The organism is Arthrobacter sp. YC-RL1, assembly GCF_001454985.1.
Classification (GTDB): domain Bacteria; phylum Actinomycetota; class Actinomycetes; order Actinomycetales; family Micrococcaceae; genus Glutamicibacter; species Glutamicibacter soli.
This window is the reverse complement of sequence record NZ_CP013297.1, coordinates 1021155-1037499: the sequence shown is the minus strand read 5'-3', so window position 1 is coordinate 1037499 and position 16345 is coordinate 1021155. Positions and strand designations below refer to the sequence as shown.

The following is a 16345-nucleotide window of genomic DNA, read 5'->3' as shown; positions in this document are numbered from 1 at the left end:
GCTCACCGGTTCCCATGCCAACCGCGGAATTTCTGCATTAGGCTATGGCTATGGAATCCACGCTGCTGACAAACCTGATCAACGGGTACGCCTTCACCACCGACTGCCTGGAGCTGGGCGCTGCGATCGTCGACGGGGCCGCGCGCCCCGAGGCACAGGTCCGCGTGCCGCTGTCGATGCTCAACCGCCACGGCCTGATCGCCGGAGCCACCGGCACCGGCAAGACCGTGACCCTGCAGGTGATGGCAGAGCAGCTGGCGGTCGCCGGCGTACCGGTGTTCCTGGCCGACCTCAAGGGCGACCTCAGCGGCCTGGCCCAGCCGGCCGAACCCAGCGCGAAGCTCGACGAGCGCCTGGCCGGCATCGGGCACCGCTTCACCGCCCGGTCCAACAAGGTCGAATTCCTGGTCCTGGGCCAAGGCCCCGGCGGCATCCCGGTGCGCGCCACTGTGGACTCCTTCGGCCCCATCCTGCTGGCCCGCGTGCTGGAGCTGAACGAGACCCAGGAGCAGGTCCTGCAACTGGTGTTCCACTACGCCGACACCCGCAAGCTGCCGCTGGATGACCTCAAGGACCTGAAGTCGGTGCTGGAATTCCTGCTCGGTCCCGAAGGCAAGGAAGACCTGCGCTCGCTGGGCGGGGTCTCCCCAGCCAGCGCCTCGGTGATCCTGCGCGGGCTGACCATCCTGCAGGCCCAGGGCATGGACCCGTTTTTCGGGCAGCCCGAATTCGACACCGCAGACCTGCTGCGCAGCGAGGGCACCGGGATCATCAGCGTGCTGGAGCTCCCCGCGCTTAACCGCCAGCCGCTGCTGTTCTCCACCTTCCTCATGTGGCTGCTCGCTGACCTGTTCGACGAGCTGCCCGAAGCCGGGGACCTGGACAAACCCAAGCTGGTGTTCTTCCTGGACGAGGCGCACCTGCTGTTCAAGGGAGCGTCCAAGGCCTTCACCGAGGCAATCATCTCCACCGTCCGGCTGATCCGTTCCAAGGGCGTGGGCCTGTTCTTCATCTCGCAGTCCCCCGCCGACCTGCCCGACGAGGTGCTGGCGCAGCTGGGTACCCGGGTGCAGCACGCGGTGCGCGTGTTCACTCCCAAGGACGCCGAAGCGCTCAAGGAGGTCATGGGCACCTTCCCGGCCGGCGAACTGGACTTGAAGACCGCGCTCACCCAGGCAGGCGTGGGTGAGGCAGTGATCACGGTGCTCGGCGAGAAGGGCGTGCCGACCCCCGCCGCGTGGACGCGGCTGTCTTCCCCGGGCTCGCGCATCGGCCCGGCCGACGCCTCGGTGGTCTCCGGCATCATCGCCGCTTCCTCCCTGGCGGCCAGGTACTCCACCGCGCTGGACCGCGATTCGGCCCATGAAATGCTCACCGGGCAGCCCGCTGCCGCCCAACCGGCCCAAGCGCAGCCTGCCGCGCAGCCCGCCAACCAGCCCGGCACCCCGGAGCCGGCGTCCGCGGGCTCGCAGGGCGGGCCGGCGACCAGCGCTGACATCGACGAGGAAGCCCGGCGCATCGCCGAGTCCATCCTGGGCAAACCCACCACGGTGCCGGCCAGCGACTTCCCGATGCCGGACTACCAGCAGGGCCCGGAGCCCGTACCTGCCCCGCGCTCCCGCCGCAAGGATTCGACACCGCAGGACTCGACCTCCTCGCGGCGCCCTGCCGAGCGCACGCAGAGCAGCGAGCTGATGGATTTCGCGTTGGATGCGGCGAACATGCTCGGGCGCGAGGTGCTGCGCGGCATGTTCGGCACCCGCAAGCGCAAACGGCGGTGAAACACCGCAATAAGTAGCCCGGTTTCAGGGTCGGCGGTGAAAACCGATAGCCTGAGACGTGATGAATTCTCGTACCTCAGCGCCCGTCACCGCTTCGCGCATCGCCGTGCGGTGGGCCATTGCCGCCGTTGTCGTCATAGCCCTGCTGGTCGGCGGCGCGCTGGCCGCCAACCGCCTGCTCTTCTCCCCGCAAAAGCAGGTCGCCTCGCTGCAGCAGTACCTGGCCGCGGGCGACGGCGCCCATGCGCTGGGCCTCATGCAGGCCACGGTGCCCCAGGGCGACGCGGTCGCGCTGGACGGCGAGGTGCTCAAGCGCACCCAGGAAGGCATCACCGACTTCACCGTCGACGCCGCCGTGCCCAGCGAGCAGGATCCGGATCTGCGCCAGGTCACCGCGCACTACAAGGCCGCCGGGGTGGAGAAGGAGTCCACCTACACACTGCGCCACACCGGCAAGAACTGGCTGTTCTTCGACACCTGGGCCTTCGAGCCATCCACGCTGCCGACGGTGCAGATCAAGGCGAACACTGTCAACGAGGTCAACGTCAACCAGCAGGCCATCCCGCTGAAGGCCGGCACCAGCACGCTGCCGGTGTTCTACCCGGCGGTGCTCGACGCCAGCTTCAGCACCAAGAACTTCGAGGCGGACACCCGCGGCGTGGTGGTCACCGGGGTCGGCAAGCAGCCGGTGCAGATCGCGCTGAAGACCCAGCCGACCAAGGAATTCATCGCCTCCATCAGCGCCAAGGTCAAGAAGTACCTCGACGGCTGCGCCACGCAGCAGGTGCTCATGCCCTCGGGCTGCCCGTTCGCCTACAACACCACCGCCCGGGTGGATTCCTCCTCGATCAAGTGGTCCATCGACAAATACCCGACCATCGACGTCAGCTACTACAACGGCGCCTGGATCCTGGCCCCGCTGGAGGTCAAGGCCAGCGTGAATCTGGTGGAGCAGGACCTGCGCACCGGCGCCAAGGAAGCGAAGAAGGTCACCGAGAAGTTCTCCTTCACCGCGCACCTGACCACCAGCACCACCGAGGTCTCCGTGTCCCCGGTGGCCGGCGGCGAGCAGGCCGCCCGCTAGCCTGCGGCCCGGCCGGCGGCCAGCGCGCGGCAGCTAGCGCAGGTTCAGCATTTCGCGGATCTGCGCGCGCAGCGGCACCGCGTCGTGGCGGAACTTCTGCCAGGCAACCAGCGCCGCGATGCTCGCGGCCAGCGACAGCCCGGCACCGATGGACACCGCCACCCGCACCCCCAGCTCCTCGGCCAGCCAGCCGATCAGCGGCGAGCCGATCGGGGTGCCGCCCATGACCACCATCAGGTACAGCGCCAGCACGCGCGCCCGGTATTGGGCCGGCACCGAGGTCTGCACCATGGTGTTGCAGCTGTTCAGGAAGGTCAGCGACGCCAGCCCCACCGGCACCAGCATGATGCCGAAGAGCACGTAGTTCGGCATCCAGGCGCTGGCCAGCGCGGAAATGCCGAAGGCGATGCCGCCGCCGATCAGGTAGCGCCAGCGCGGGCTGGAGCGCCGGGCGGCCAGCAGCGCGCCGCCGAAGGTGCCCACCGCCATGATGCTGCCCAGGATGCCGAATTCGCCGGCGCCCACCCCGAAGGCCTCGGTGGCCATCATCGCGTTGGTCATCTGGAAGTTCAGCCCGAAGGTGCCGATCACGAACGCGAGCCCGAAGATCAGCAGCAGGTCGCGCCGGCCCTTCACGTAGCGGAATCCCTCGCGCACCTGCCCGCGCTCGCGCTTGACCGGCTTGGCCGGGTGCAGCTGGCCCTTGCGCATGAACACCAGCGAGGAGATCACCGCCAGGAACGAGGCGCCGTTGACCAGGAACGCCGGGCCGGTGCCGAAGGCGGCGATCACCGCGCCGGCCACGCCGGGGCCGGCAAGCCGGGCCAGGTTGAAGTTCGCGCTGTTCAGCGCCACCGCGTTGGCCAGATGGGTGCCCGGAACGATCTCGGAGACGAAGGCCTGGCGGGCCGGGGCGTCGAACGCTGAACCGATGCCCAGCAGGGTGGCCAGGATGTACACGTGCCACAGCGCCGCGGTCTCGGTGACCACCAGCAGGCCCAGCACGATCGCGCACAGGCCCATGAACGCCTGGGTCATGATCAGCAGCCGGCGCTTGTTGAAGCGGTCTGCGACCAGCCCCGCATAGGGACCGAGCAGCAGGATCGGCAGGAACTGCAGGCCGGTGGTGATGCCGGTGGCAGTGCCGTCGTTGTCGGTGAGGACCGTGAGCACCAGCCAGTCCTGCGCCACGCGCTGCATCCAGGTGCCGATGTTGGAGACCAGCGCGCCCGCCACCCAGTTGCGGTAGTTGGGTATTTCCAGAGCCCGGAACATTTGCGATGCCATCAGTATCTGCCGGATCCCTCCGGCGCCTCCCGCATCCAGTCTAGCCATGCGTGCGCCGGACTTGCTGAGGTTTCCTCATATTTCTCTTCCGGGGCGCTTGCGGGGCAACCACCGGGACCCCGTTTAATGCCCGATGCCGGCCCCGCTCGCGGTGAGCGGGGCCGGCATCGGGACGGGCCTGGGAGCCTGGCGGCAGGCTAGTTCACGCCGCGCAGGTCAAGCTGCAGCTCGTTCTCGCCCTCGGCGTCCAGCAGCACCGGGATGCCCCAGTCCTGCTGGTACAGGTGGCAGGCCGCGTGGTCCGGGATCTCGCCGCCCGGCTCGCCGTCGCAGGCGGCCGCGCGGGCGGTGATGTGCAGGACGCCCTCGGCAACCTCCGGGTTCAGGCTCAGCGTGCGGGTCAGGCCGGTGGAGGTGCCCGCGCCGTCGAGGATCAGCTCCTCGGGGCTGGCGGAGATCTTCAACTGGGTCGGATCTCCCCAGCGGTCATCGAGCTTCTGGCCCTTCGGCGCGGCGAAGCGCACCTGGATCGCGTGGGCCCCTGCCTGCACCCGGGTCTTGGGGCGCTGGGTCTGGCTGGCGCCCTCGTCGATGACCAGCGCTTCGGCGGGGATCGGGATGCGCACCAGCTGGTGGGTGTTGGTCTCCACCACCAGCAGCACCGGGTCCCCGTCCACGGAAGCGTCCACCAGCACGTCGGCCGGCTCCTTCAAGCCCTTGGCCAGGGTGGAGACGGTGTTGCTCGACGGGTCGAAGCGGCGCACCGCGCCGTTGTAGGAGTCGGCGATCGCGATCGAGCCGTCCGGCAGCACCGCCACGCCCAGCGGGTGCTGCAGGCGCGCCTGCTCGGCTGCGCCGTCGCGGAAGCCGAAGTCGAACAGACCTGCGCCGATCGCGGTGTGCACGGCCACGGCGTGCCCTTCGGAAATCTCGATGCGGCGCAGCGCGCTGGTCTCCGAGTCGGCCACCCACACGTCCGCCCCTGCCAGGGCCAGGCCCGAAGGCTGCGCGAACCACGCCTCGGTGGGCTCGCCGTCGGCCAGGCCCTCCAGGCCGCTGCCGGCGAACACCGAGACAGCTGACGTGCGCGGGTCGAAGGCGAAGATCTGGTGGGTGCCGGCCATCGCGATGACCACCAGGCCCGATGGGTGGTAGAGCACGTCCCACGGGGAGGAGAGCGAAATGTTCAGCGCGTCGGTGCCCAGCTGCGTGGGCTGCTGCGCGCTGCGCGCGGTGTCCGCATCCAGCAGGCGCTGCACGCCGTTGCCGGCCAGCGTGCCCACCGCGCCGGTGGACAGGTTGACCGAGCGCAGGCGGTGGTTCACGGTGTCGGCGACGATCACGTCGTAGCCAACTTCTGCGGCAAGCTCCGCCGGCAGCGCGGTCAGCCCCTGCAGCTCGTTGAACTTCGCGGTGTCCGCGTTGCCGTCCGCGTAGCCCTTCACGCCGGCGCCGATGGTGCGCACCAGCTGCAGGTCGGCGGTCAGCTCCACCAGGCGGTGGTGGCCCGAATCGCCCACCAGGAAGTTGCCGTTGCCCAGCGCGATGGCCTTGCCCGGGAAGCGCAGGTCGCCTTCGCGGGCCTCGGGCGCCACGTAGGGTCCGTCGCCGCGGTGCAGGGTGCCCTTGGCCTCGTGCTCGGCGATCAGTTCCTCGATCAGCGAGCCCAGGCCCTGGGCGTGGCCCTCGCCGGAAAGGTGCGCGACGATGTAGCCCTCGGGATCCAGCACCACCAGGGTCGGCCAGGCGCGCGCGCCGTAGGCCTGCCAGGTCACCAGCTCCGGGTCGTCCAGCACCGGGTGGTGGATCTCGTAGCGCTCGACGGCGGCCGCCAGCGCCTCCGGGTCGGCTTCGTGCTCGAACTTCGGGGAGTGCACACCCACGGTGACCAGCACGTCGGAGTACTGCGCCTCCAGCGGGCGCAGCTCGTCGAGCACGTGCAGGCAGTTGATGCAGCAGAAGGTCCAGAAGTCTAGGATCACGATCTTTCCGCGCAGGGCTTCGAGGTCCAGCTGCTTGCCGCCGGTATTCAGCCAGTTGCGGCCCAGCAGTTCGCTGGCGCGGACCTTGTAGTTGGCTCGGACCGAATCGGAAGTGGCGCTCATGGGCATCCTTTCGCAGTTGCCTGGGTGTGGCAGATTGTCTTCAATTATCCGCCACCGCACCGGTGGGGACTAAAGGTGTTAAGCAACGTTGAGTGCCGCCCCGGCAGGCGCCGGATTCGACTCCTGCGCAGTGCAACCAGCGCGCGCCCGGCGGTATTCCCCGCGCGCCTGCGGCGCTACTGCACCTGGGTCATCGCGGTGTCCAGGATGCTGGTAGCCACCTGGTTGAAGGTCTTGTCGTCCAGCGGCTGGGAGGAGACGAAGGAGACCATGCCGGCGTAGTTCCCGGTGGCGGAGATCAGCACCAGCGAATCCTGCGGGTACTTTCCGTTGCGCGTGTAGTACAGCGCCGAATCCACCGAGTCCACCTTCGGGTCGGAGAACTTCAGGGTCTCGGAGTAGTCAAGCCCGTTGATCTTCACGCTCCGGCAGTCAGCCAGGATGGCCGACACGTTCGCGAAGTGATCCTTGAGCTCCTGGCGGTCCTGGTCGTTCTCCAGCTTGGCGACCTCGATGGAACCGGTGATGTTCTGCGACTCGTTGGTGAAGTCGGTGCGGGCCGCCTCGGTGCCCAGCTGCACCGGGGACCAGTTCAAGTCGTCGACCGGGGCCGCGCAGCTCCCCGGCAGCACCACGATGTCCTTGAGCGTATCGGTCGGCTTTTCGGCCAGCGCCTTGAGGTCCTCGCCCTGGATCTTCGCGGAGTTCGGGAAGCCCAGCTTGGCGGCGATCACGGCGCCTGCGGTGGCGGCGACCTCGGCGGTGCTCAGGTCCGGCACCTCCGGGCTCGGGGTGGCCGACTCCCCCGAGGCGATCTTGTGCGTCTGGTCCTGCGGCATCTCGGCCGGTTCGGCCGCGCAGGCGCTGAGGGTGAGCAACAGGCCCGCTGCCATCAGTGCGGTGAACTTCTTAGCCACGGGTTTCCTTCTCGTCGATCTTCTTGTAGCGCTCGAACATCTGGTTGTAGGCTTCCAGCTCGGCATCGCCGTCGCGGTCGGCCTTGCGGTCGTAGCGTTTGGTGTCCTTGTTGTCCTGGCGCAGCCAGGAGACCGCGACCATGATGGCAAGCACCAGGGTCGGGACCTCGCCGATCGCCCACATATAACCGGCGCCCAGCTCCTGGTCGGCGATGGCGCTGCCGCCCCAGGTGCGGCCCATGTTGCCGAAGTAGTCCGGGGCCAGCAACTGGGTGGTGCTCATCAGCGCGACGCCCACGAAGGCGTGGAAGGCGACGGTGGCCAGCAGCGCCACCAAGCGCATCGGGTACGGGTAGCGCTTCGGGACCGGGTCCGCATCGATCAGCGAGAGCGCGAACAGGTAGCCGGTGAGCAGGAAGTGCAGGTTCATCAGCTCGTGGCCTGCGTGGTAGACCATGGCAGGTTCCAGCACCGGGGAGAAGTAGAAGATCACGATCGATCCGGCGAAGTTCACCGCGGCGAAGATCGGGTGGGTGATCACCTTCGAGTAGCGCGAGTGGATGACGTAGTTGATCCATTCGCGCGGCCCGCGGGTGCCGTCGGTGCGCGGGGTGAGCGCCTGCAGCAGCAGCGTCACCGGCATGCCCAGCACCAGGAAGATCGGCACGATCATGGTCAGCGACATGTGGTCGATCATGTGCGTGGAGAACTGCACCTTGCCGTAGACCGCGACGGCGCCGCTGGTCACGTAGAACAGCGCGGCCAGGCCGACGATCCAACTGGCCAGGCGCAGGATGCTCGGCTTGTCGCCGCGGCGGCGCAGCGTGATGAACGCCCAGACGTAGAAGGCCAGGCCGAACAGGCACACCGCCACCCAGATCCAGTCCATGCGCCAGACGGTGAACCAGCTGGACATGGTCGGCGCCTCGGGCAGGTCGTACCCGGTCAGCAGCCGCGCCGGGGACACCACCGGTGGGGCCTCGTCGCTGGTCGGCGGCGCGGTGCGGGCCAGCACGGTGGCCAGTGACATCACCGCGGCCATGATGGCGACCTCTGCGGCGATCACGCTCCAGGCGGCCTTCAGGACGCTGTAGTCGCCCGCCAGCAGCTTCGGGATCACCCGGCTGCGGTGCATCAGGCCCAGCGCGCCGAGCATCAGCGTGAGCAGCGCCTTGCCCATCAGCAGGAAGCCGTAGGTGGAAAACAGCTGGCCGACCTCGGTCACACGGATGACCGCGGAGGCCACGCCGGAGCCGATCATCAGGAAGATCGCGCCGGTGGCGACCGCAGAGAAGCGCTTGAGCACCACGCCAGCCAGCAGCTGGCCGCGCTGCCGGCCCGGGGCTTCGCCGCCCATGGCAGGGGCAAGCAGGCCGAGCATCATGATGCCGCCGAACCACAGGACCACGGCCAGCAGGTGCAGGCCGATGGAGTTCACCGCGGCGAAGTGGTCGTCGCCCCCGGAGGCGTGGCCGATGAACGCCAGCGGGATGATGCCGGACATCGAGAAGACCGCGGCGAGCCCCACCCCGGTCTTGGAGCGCACTGCCAGCGCCAGCGAGGTGGTGATCGCGGAAATCACGACCATCCACGCCCAGGCGCGGCCGGTGGTGATGCCCATGATGTAGTCCAGCATCGCCACGGAGTACTCCGGGCGCAGGTTGATCGGGATGCCGGCCAGGTCCCAGAAGGTCAGCATCAGCACCCCGGCGGCGGACAGCGTCCACACCACGCCGGCGCCCGCGGCGATGTTCATGCAGCGGGTGAAGGCCGGGTGGTCGTGGGTCTGGTCCTCGGCCTCGCCGGCGGCCGCGCGCTTGGTCTTCACCGCGCGCGGCACAATGGCCGCCGCGAAGACCAGCGCCGCCACGGCCAGCGCCATGGAGGTGTGGTGGATGGCTCGGGTGGCGGGCAGCGCCCAACGCACGAACGGCCCGGGGTCTCCCAGCAGGCTCGGCGCGGCGATTCCGGCGAGGAGCACCGCCACCACGAAGGTGAGTGCCATCGCCAGGATCCCCGGCAGGATGAAGCGGGTGACTTTTGGCGCGCTCTCGCGCTGTGCAGTATCTATGGCCATAACCTTTCCATCATCTCACTTGCCCGCGCCGGAGCGGAGGCCGCTGGGCGGTTTTCTGCCGGTCGGCGGTGCATCTCACACCGCCGGCCGGCAGCGGCCTAGCCCAGCAGCTGCTGGCCCAGGTACATGCCCGGTTCGATGCCCGGCAGGATCGCGTACAGCGCCGATCCTCTCGGGGTCAGCCAGGTGTTCAGCAAGTCCGCCTCGGCCAGCCGACGCTGCAGCGGGATGAAGCTGGTCGCCGGGTCACGCTGGTAGCTGGCGAACAGCAGCCCGGAGGCCTCGCCGTCGACGAAGTTATAGCCGCGGCGGTGGATCGCCTCCTGCGCGCTGCGCGGCATCGCGAGCGCCACGTGGGAGTTCGCACCGATCACCGGCAGCCCCACCTCGTTCACGGCATCCAGGTCCACCGGATCCTCCGGCACGCTGCCGGTCAACGGCGAGCCGTCGGACTGCCGGCGCCCCAGCGCGAAGTCGCGCCCCGAGGTGGCGACCTCGTCCCAGCCTTCCAGGTCCATCTCGAACCGGCGCAGCGCCAGCGTGGTGCCATTGGCGATCCAGCTGGGCTGATCCGGCGTGCCGAACACTGCCAGCTCGCGGGTCTCCCCCTGGGGGTTGTTGACCCCGTCGACCTGTCCGAACAGGTTGCGGAAGGTGTCGCCGGAGCCGCGCTGGTGCATGAATCCGCGCTGGATGAACTGCTTGTCCGCCAGCCCGCGCAGGTTCTTGGACACCGCGCGCACCGCGTGGGCCAGCACCGTGGGGTCCTGGCCGCAGAACTGGATGAGCAGATCGCTCTGCCCGTACCGCTTGTGCAGCTTGTCCCCCGCGAAGCCCGGCAGCGTGCCGACCTCTGCGCCGCCCATGACATCCAGCAGGCTCTGGCCGACCCCGACCGTGAGGGTCAGGTCGCTGGGGCCGGCTGCCATTTCGGCCTCGGTGTCAGCCAGCACTCCGCGCCCGGCGGTCAGCCGCTGCGCGTCGTCGGTGATCATCTTCAGCAGCGAGCGCAGCTGGTCCTTCTTGCCGCCGTCTCGCCAGTTGAGGTTCCAGCCGACGAAGACCGCGTGGGCCTGCGGCGCATCCAGGATCCCGGACTGGTACTTCCCGTGGAACGGGAGGTACTGCGGGCCCTGCTGCGCGGGCGCCGCGGCAGTGGCTGGCCCGGCCACGGCCTGCGAGGTGCCGAAGCCGGCGAGCACGCCGCCCAGCGCCGCGGCCGCCGAGGTGCCCAGCAGCATCCGGCGGGTTGGTGCATTAGCCATCGTGGTTCATCGATTCATGATCCATGGAGCCGTGGTCCATGCCGCCGTGATTCTCGTAGCTCTCCTTGGCGCCGGTGAAGTTGCGGACTTCGAACGGCACCTCGGTGCTCGATCCGTCGCTGAAGCTCAGGGTCAGCGACGCGGTTTCCGAGGCGACCAGCGGGGCCTTCAAGTCCATGTACATCAGGTGGGTTCCGCCGGGCTCAAGGACTGCGTCCTTGCCGGCTTCGATCTTCAGCGCGCCGTCCAGCTGCGACATCTTCGCGTCGGTGCCGGTACCGGTGGTTTCGTGGATCTGGATGACGTTGCCTGCCTGATCCTCGACCTTGGCCAGTTCGATGTCGGTGCTGCCGGCGTTGTGCAGCACGCCGAAGGCGGCGGTCATGCCCGTCTGGGCTGCCTTGGCCCAGGTTTCGCTGGCCTGCAGGGAAGATGCCTGGGTGGCCGGGCTTTCGGAAGCCGCCGCCCCGGTGGCGTTCGCGCCGTCCTGGGCGCAGCCGGTGAGCAGCAGTCCCAGTCCGAGCAGGGCGGCGGTGGTCTTCAGGGTGTTCTTGGTGTTCATGGGTTTCTCAAGCTTTCGGTGTGCAACCGGCGGCACGATTTTCCGGCGTGCGCAATCACGGCACGTCGGGCGCGCCGGTTAGGAATGGGGAAGATTATTTGGTGTTGCGCATGAAGTTGACCAGTACGGCGATGACGCCGCCCAGCACCACGACGCCAGCAATGATCCAGACGACCGGGTTCATCCCGGCGCCCAGGTCCTGCACCGGCTGGACCGGCTGCACGGTGGGCTGATCCGCGCTCGGCGACGCTGGAGCGCTTTCCGAAGCGGTTGCGCTCGGCACGGCAGAGGCAGGTGCGTCGACGGTGAAGTTGATGGAGTCCTCCACCGGGTGCCCATCGGAGGAGATCACCCGCACGGCCAGGGTGTATTCGCCGGAGGCAAGCTCGGCGTCCGGCACCACGGTGACGGTGGTGCCCTTGGTGCTGGCGGTGGTCGCGACCTTCTTGCCCGCTTGGCTCAAGGCGACGACGGTCGAGTCGGTGCCCGAGAGCTGCTGCAGTTCCGCGGAGAAGGTCATCGTAATTTCCTTCGGCGAGCTCTTCACGCTCGCGCCGTTCTCCGGGCTGGAGCCGGTGAGGAAGTCGTGGGCGTTGGCCGCCCCGACGGTTCCCAAGGCCGCCAGCAGTGCGACCGCCGCGCCGGCGATCAGTCGGGAGATGTTGTTACGCAGTTTCACAGTGGTCCTTCCAAGTCCCCGGGGTCCGGGGGAGTACGTATTGATGGGGTTCAGGCGCTCAATACGAAGGAAGGCGGTCCGCGCCGTTCGGGCAACCTGCCCAGCTGCGCAAGCTTGAGTTGGAAACGCAGCGGGTAGTAGCCGGGAATCGGGCGCGGTTCCGGGACCGGAATGCGGATCAAGGACAGGAGCAGTCGGGCTGATCCTAGGGTAAGCACCCCGCGCAGCGGAACGAGCAACCGCTCGGCGCCGTTCAGCACGAGGATGCTGGTTGCGGCGGCCAGCACGTGGGCGTAGAGCATCGATTCGCTCTGCACCTGGGCGTATTGTTCGACGATCTGGCCCGAGAGATCCACGGGACCGTGATGGGCCGCGTGTTCCATTGCGGCCAGCGGCCCGGTCTCGCCATGGCTCATCACCGACAGCGACAAGTGGAACAGCCCTTGGCTGAGCATAACCACCAGGCTGGTGGCCCACAGCGAGAATTTGCGTCCCAGCATGGCCATGGCGATCACGGCCGAGACGCAGGTGATCAGCAGCATTACCATCAGCGACATCTTGGTCGGTGCCTGGTGCGCGTGGGCGGCGAACGCGGTCCAGGTGCACACTGAAGCCGCGAGCCAACCGCGCACAACGCGGATCGCTGGGTTCTTGGGCACGTGGTTCAGCCGTTCGTCGACGGGTAGGTGATCACCGCTGATTCTACGCGAAGTAGAAGATTGCCTCAAAGTCCGGGGCATGCCAAAGGCCCGGGTCCGCGACATCGCGTGGAACCGGGCCTTCAGGAAAGCTTGCGGTGCTTACTTCTTGGCGACAGCGGCCTTCAGCTTCGAACCAGCGGTCAGCTTCACCGAGTGGCCGGCAGGAATCTCGATGGCTTCGCCGGTCTGCGGGTTGCGGCCGGTGCGAGCTGCACGGTCGGTGCGCTCCACTGCCAGCCAGCCTGGGATCGAAACCTTCTCGCCCTGCGAGATCTGCTCAACGAAAACGTCGAAAACAGCATCCAGAACACCGTTGACGGCAACCTGGGAGTTTTCGGTCTTCGCTGCAACAGCGGCAACAAGTTCGCTACGGTTCATAGCCAATGTATGTCCTCCTGGACTAGTGGTCCAAGGCCCGGTTCAGACCTCGAACGCCGCGCGGTCGCACGGACTTATCAGTCAAGAACATACCAAACCTGAGGGAGAGAAACGCCCGAAAACAGCGTATTCTCCGGGATTTTTTCAGCTATTGCCCATTTTTTGGGCCCAAAGGCGGCAATTCTTGACCCGAACGGCGTTAAAACGCTTAACGAAGCCGCCCGCCGGGCCGAAGCGGAGCTTCGTTCCGGCGGGCGGCTGCGGGAAGGATCGGGGTACTACTTCTTGGCGACAGCGGCCTTCAGCTTCGAACCAGCGGTCAGCTTCACCGAGTGGCCGGCAGGAATCTCGATGGCTTCGCCGGTCTGCGGGTTGCGGCCGGTGCGAGCTGCACGGTCGGTGCGCTCCACTGCCAGCCAGCCTGGGATCGAAACCTTCTCGCCCTGCGAGATCTGCTCAACGAAAACGTCGAAAACAGCATCCAGAACACCGTTGACGGCAACCTGGGAGTTTTCGGTCTTCGCTGCAACAGCGGCAACAAGTTCGCTACGGTTCATAGCCAATGTATGTCCTCCTGGACTAGTGGTCCAAGGCCCGGTTCAGACCTCGAACGCCGCGCGGTCGCACGGACTTATCAGAGATGAACTTACCAGCAATAACCGTCAATTCCTGCATCAATCCGCGGATTGCATGGAGTTTCTCCTGCCATTCGAGGTGTGAAAGTTCACGAAATCAGCCGTGTGCGAACGGGTCGAATCCGTCGTTAGCCGCCGTGAACAGTTGCCAGGCGCGCTGCTGCAGTTGCTTGCTGCGGGTGCTCTTTGCGGGGCTGGCCAGTGTAATCGGGCCCTTCGAGATGTATTTGGGCCCCAGGTACACGCCGGTCGGTGCGGAGCCGAGGTCCGGGTTCAGCGCCGCCTCGACGATGGCGACCGCGCCTTCGTGTTTGCCCTGCGCGAAACCGGCCTGCAGCTGCCCCTGCAGGCGTTTGGCGTAGCCGGGCTCGTTGACGCCGGCGATCTGCGGAGTCAGCCCGGACACCGAATAACCTGGGTGCACGGTGATGGAGCGTGCCGGCCAGGACAGCTGGCGCAGGCGCCGGTCCAGAGCCAAGCCGAACCCCTGCAGCACGGCCTTGGACTGCGCATAGGCCCGGTAGGGGTGGTAGTCCTGCTCGAGTTTCAGGTTCTGCGGGTCGGCCTGCAGCATCAGGGTGGACATCGAGCCCAGCGCGATGAAGCGCAGCGGGTGGGACGCGAAAGTTGCGGCGAGCTCCCCCACGAGCCGCGCATGGCCGAGCACGTTGGTCGTCATCACCTGCTCGTAGCCGAGCAGCCCGGGCTGCCGCGTGCGCGGGGTGTGGATGATGCCGGCGTTGGCGACCAGCACGTCGATGGTGCGGCCGCGCAGTTCGGCGGCCAGACCCACCGCGGAGGCCATGGAGTCCGCGTCGAACTGCATGAATTCGAGTTGCGTCTGCGGCACGCGTCGGCGGATCTGCGCGGCGGCGTGTTCGGCCCGCGCCTGGTTGCGGCAGGCCATGAGCACGGTGGCCCCGCTCTCGGCCAGGGCCAGCGCGGTGAAGAAGCCCAGCCCGGCGTTGGCCCCGGTGACTACCGCGGTCCTGCCTCGGCCCAGGCCGGCCCAGCGGCCGCGGTTTGCATGGACGTCGCCCAGCGGTTGCGTGTACTGGGGTGCTGAATGTCTACCGGTGGCTTGCTGCATGGCTTCCACGCTACTATGCGCCCGCTGCGGGTTCCGGAAGGCTCGGGCCGGTTCGGCTGCGAATACGCCATGCCCGCCCGCACGGCGCAGGGGTCATCCTTGAACACGCGGTGGCACGGTGGGAAAATAGAGCCATGGGTGCCCCGAAACCTGACGAGAATGCGGCACTGAACGCCGCCCGTTACAAGTTGAGCCAATCGGCTGGCGAACAGTTGCCGGTGGACGAATACGCCGAGGCCACCGGCATGGCCCCGGTGGACAAGGCTCCGAGCACTCCCCTGCAGTTCTACGCCGAGGACGAGGCCTGGGAGGTCGCGAACTCCGTGCTGGACGAGGCCTTTGCTCGCGGCGACTTCGACAACCTCGCCTTGGCGGGAAAGAATATCGACCACATCACCAACACCACCGATCCGGACTGGTGGCTGAAGTCGATGATGCACCGCGAGAAGATCTCCGGTCTCGGCCCGCCGGCGCTGACGCTACGAGTGGAGGACGAGCATATGGACCAGACGCTGGACCAGCTGCCTACCGAGGCGGCGGTGCGCGAACATATCGAGGACTTCAACCAGCGTGTTATCGAGGCCCGGCGCCAGCTGCTGGGCGGCCCTCCGGTGATCACCGCCCTGCGCGATGCCACCGCCGAGGTCCTTGCCTGGCAGCAGCGACGTCGCGCCGCCGCCCCGGCCCATGAGGAACAGCCCGACCAGGCCACGCGCCGCTGGTGGCAACGCAGGAAGCGGGCTTAACGGCGAAAGCCGCCCTCCCGAAGGAGTGCGGCTTTCGCTAAGTCAGAAGACTTGCAGGTCTTACCAGGAAGACTTGGTGATGCCCGGGAGCTCACCACGGTGTGCCATGTCGCGGAAGCGAACACGGGAGATACCGAACTTCTGGAAGGTACCGCGTGGGCGGCCGTCAATGGCGTCGCGGTTGCGAACGCGCACTGGGGAAGCGTTGCGTGGCAGCTTCTGCAGGCCAACGCGGGCTGCTTCGCGAGCCTCGTCGGTGGCGTTTGGATCGATCAGGGTCTTCTTCAGTTCGAGGCGCTTTTCAGCGTAACGCTCGACGATGACCTTGCGCTGTTCGTTCTTTGCGATCTTGGACTTCTTGGCCATGTCTTAGCGCTCCTCTCGGAATTCTACGTGCTTGCGGACTACCGGGTCGTACTTCTTCAGAACCATGCGGTCTGGGTCGTTACGACGGTTCTTACGGGTTACGTAAGTGAAACCGGTGCCGGCGGTGGACTTCAGCTTGATGATCGGACGTACGTCCTTATCCTTCTTTGCCATTTTTAGAGCTTCACACCCTTCGCAATCAGGTCTGCAACAACAGCGTCGATACCGCGGGCATCGATGACCTTGATGCCCTTGACCGACAGGGTCAGGGTCACCTTACGGCGCAGCGAAGGCACGTAGTAGGTCTTCTTCTGGATGTTCGGATCGAAACGACGCTTGTTGCGACGGTGCGAGTGGGAGATGCTATGTCCGAAGGCCGGAGTAGTACCGGTTACCTGGCAAACAGCTGCCATGATCACTCCTCAGTTAGTTAGTAGTAAAAATTCGACGGTACTCGCGCGTGCTGCCCATAAGTGAATATCGACAGCACATCTGCGTTATGAGTCCCGCCAACCAGTGAAACACCGTTATTACTGCACACTAGGAAGAAACCAGGCTGGGTGAGAACCAACCGAAGAGCCTTAAAGTATGTAAGACGGTGAACTTCGCAGCCGATCGAGCATTTTCCCCGTACTCAGTGGGTTGCGACATTCGGTATTACGGGCTATTCGT

At 66.9% G+C, this 16345-nt stretch carries 17 protein-coding genes; 3 read left to right on the top strand and 14 right to left on the bottom strand.

Annotated features, from left to right (window positions below; translation table 11 throughout):
* Positions 1 to 50: 50 nt before the first annotated feature.
* Both ATC04_RS04800 and ATC04_RS04795 read left to right on the top strand, forming a co-directional pair.
* A complete protein-coding gene (locus ATC04_RS04800) occupies positions 51 to 1781 on the top strand; it encodes a helicase HerA-like domain-containing protein (protein ID WP_047119897.1) in 1731 nt (576 codons plus the stop codon).
* A gap of 61 nt (positions 1782 to 1842) precedes the next feature.
* Positions 1843 to 2865 carry a hypothetical protein gene (locus tag ATC04_RS04795; protein ID WP_047119898.1) on the top strand — a complete coding sequence of 341 codons (1023 nt, stop codon included), beginning with the start codon at positions 1843 to 1845 and terminating at the stop codon, positions 2863 to 2865.
* A 33-nt stretch (positions 2866 to 2898) separates the two neighbouring features.
* On the opposite strand, the gene ATC04_RS04790 is transcribed toward ATC04_RS04795, so the two are convergent.
* The 11 genes from ATC04_RS04790 to ATC04_RS04740 all read right to left on the bottom strand — a co-directional run bounded on the left by ATC04_RS04790 (position 2899) and on the right by ATC04_RS04740 (position 14561).
* Positions 2899 to 4152, bottom strand: a complete 1254-nt coding sequence (locus ATC04_RS04790) for an MFS transporter (RefSeq protein WP_231735908.1) — start codon at positions 4150 to 4152, stop codon at positions 2899 to 2901.
* A gap of 197 nt (positions 4153 to 4349) precedes the next feature.
* A complete protein-coding gene (locus tag ATC04_RS04785) occupies positions 4350 to 6257 on the bottom strand; it encodes an NHL domain-containing thioredoxin family protein (RefSeq protein ID WP_047119900.1) in 1908 nt (635 codons plus the stop codon).
* Positions 6258 to 6433: 176 nt separating this feature from the next.
* A complete protein-coding gene (locus tag ATC04_RS04780) occupies positions 6434 to 7174 on the bottom strand; it encodes a hypothetical protein (protein ID WP_047119901.1) in 741 nt (246 codons plus the stop codon).
* Positions 7167 to 9251, bottom strand: coding sequence for a cytochrome c oxidase assembly protein (locus ATC04_RS04775; RefSeq protein ID WP_047119902.1), 2085 nt, complete (start codon positions 9249 to 9251; stop codon positions 7167 to 7169). The genes ATC04_RS04780 and ATC04_RS04775 overlap by 8 nt, the downstream gene beginning before the upstream one ends.
* A 98-nt stretch (positions 9252 to 9349) precedes the next feature.
* Positions 9350 to 10516, bottom strand: a complete 1167-nt coding sequence (locus ATC04_RS04770) for a Dyp-type peroxidase (protein ID WP_047119903.1) — start codon at positions 10514 to 10516, stop codon at positions 9350 to 9352.
* A complete protein-coding gene (locus ATC04_RS04765; RefSeq protein WP_047119904.1) occupies positions 10509 to 11078 on the bottom strand; it encodes a copper chaperone PCu(A)C in 570 nt (189 codons plus the stop codon). The genes ATC04_RS04770 and ATC04_RS04765 overlap by 8 nt, the downstream gene beginning before the upstream one ends.
* Positions 11079 to 11172: 94 nt before the next feature.
* Positions 11173 to 11757, bottom strand: a complete 585-nt coding sequence (locus ATC04_RS19700; RefSeq protein WP_047119905.1) for a copper resistance CopC family protein — start codon at positions 11755 to 11757, stop codon at positions 11173 to 11175.
* Between the two features lie 50 nt (positions 11758 to 11807).
* Positions 11808 to 12416 (bottom strand): hypothetical protein, encoded by a 609-nt coding sequence (locus tag ATC04_RS19695; protein ID WP_047119906.1) that lies wholly within the window; start codon positions 12414 to 12416, stop codon positions 11808 to 11810.
* Positions 12417 to 12557: 141 nt separating this feature from the next.
* On the bottom strand, positions 12558 to 12842 hold the full coding sequence (locus tag ATC04_RS04750) for an HU family DNA-binding protein (RefSeq protein WP_047119907.1): 285 nt from the start codon (positions 12840 to 12842) through the stop codon (positions 12558 to 12560).
* A 272-nt stretch (positions 12843 to 13114) separates the two neighbouring features.
* Positions 13115 to 13399, bottom strand: coding sequence for an HU family DNA-binding protein (locus ATC04_RS04745; RefSeq protein ID WP_047119907.1), 285 nt, complete (start codon positions 13397 to 13399; stop codon positions 13115 to 13117).
* Positions 13400 to 13568: 169 nt separating this feature from the next.
* Positions 13569 to 14561: an SDR family NAD(P)-dependent oxidoreductase gene (locus ATC04_RS04740; protein WP_052772466.1), complete on the bottom strand. Its 993-nt coding sequence runs from the start codon at positions 14559 to 14561 to the stop codon at positions 13569 to 13571.
* Between the two features lie 134 nt (positions 14562 to 14695).
* On the opposite strand from ATC04_RS04740, the gene ATC04_RS04735 reads away from it, so the two are divergent.
* A complete protein-coding gene (locus ATC04_RS04735) occupies positions 14696 to 15307 on the top strand; it encodes a DnaJ family domain-containing protein (protein ID WP_047119908.1) in 612 nt (203 codons plus the stop codon).
* A gap of 60 nt (positions 15308 to 15367) precedes the next feature.
* Here ATC04_RS04735 and rpsN read toward each other — a convergent pair whose 3' ends face one another.
* Genes rpsN through rpmB form a run of 3 tightly spaced genes read right to left on the bottom strand, consistent with a single transcriptional unit; the run spans position 15368 to position 16086 of the window.
* Positions 15368 to 15673 (bottom strand): 30S ribosomal protein S14, encoded by a 306-nt coding sequence (gene rpsN / locus ATC04_RS04730; protein WP_047119909.1) that lies wholly within the window; start codon positions 15671 to 15673, stop codon positions 15368 to 15370.
* Between the two features lie 3 nt (positions 15674 to 15676).
* Positions 15677 to 15847 carry a 50S ribosomal protein L33 gene (rpmG, locus tag ATC04_RS04725; RefSeq protein WP_022874359.1) on the bottom strand — a complete coding sequence of 57 codons (171 nt, stop codon included), beginning with the start codon at positions 15845 to 15847 and terminating at the stop codon, positions 15677 to 15679.
* Positions 15848 to 15849: 2 nt separating this feature from the next.
* Entirely contained in the window at positions 15850 to 16086 is a 237-nt protein-coding gene (gene rpmB, locus ATC04_RS04720) for a 50S ribosomal protein L28 (protein WP_047119910.1), read from the bottom strand.
* Positions 16087 to 16345: the final 259 nt, after the last annotated feature.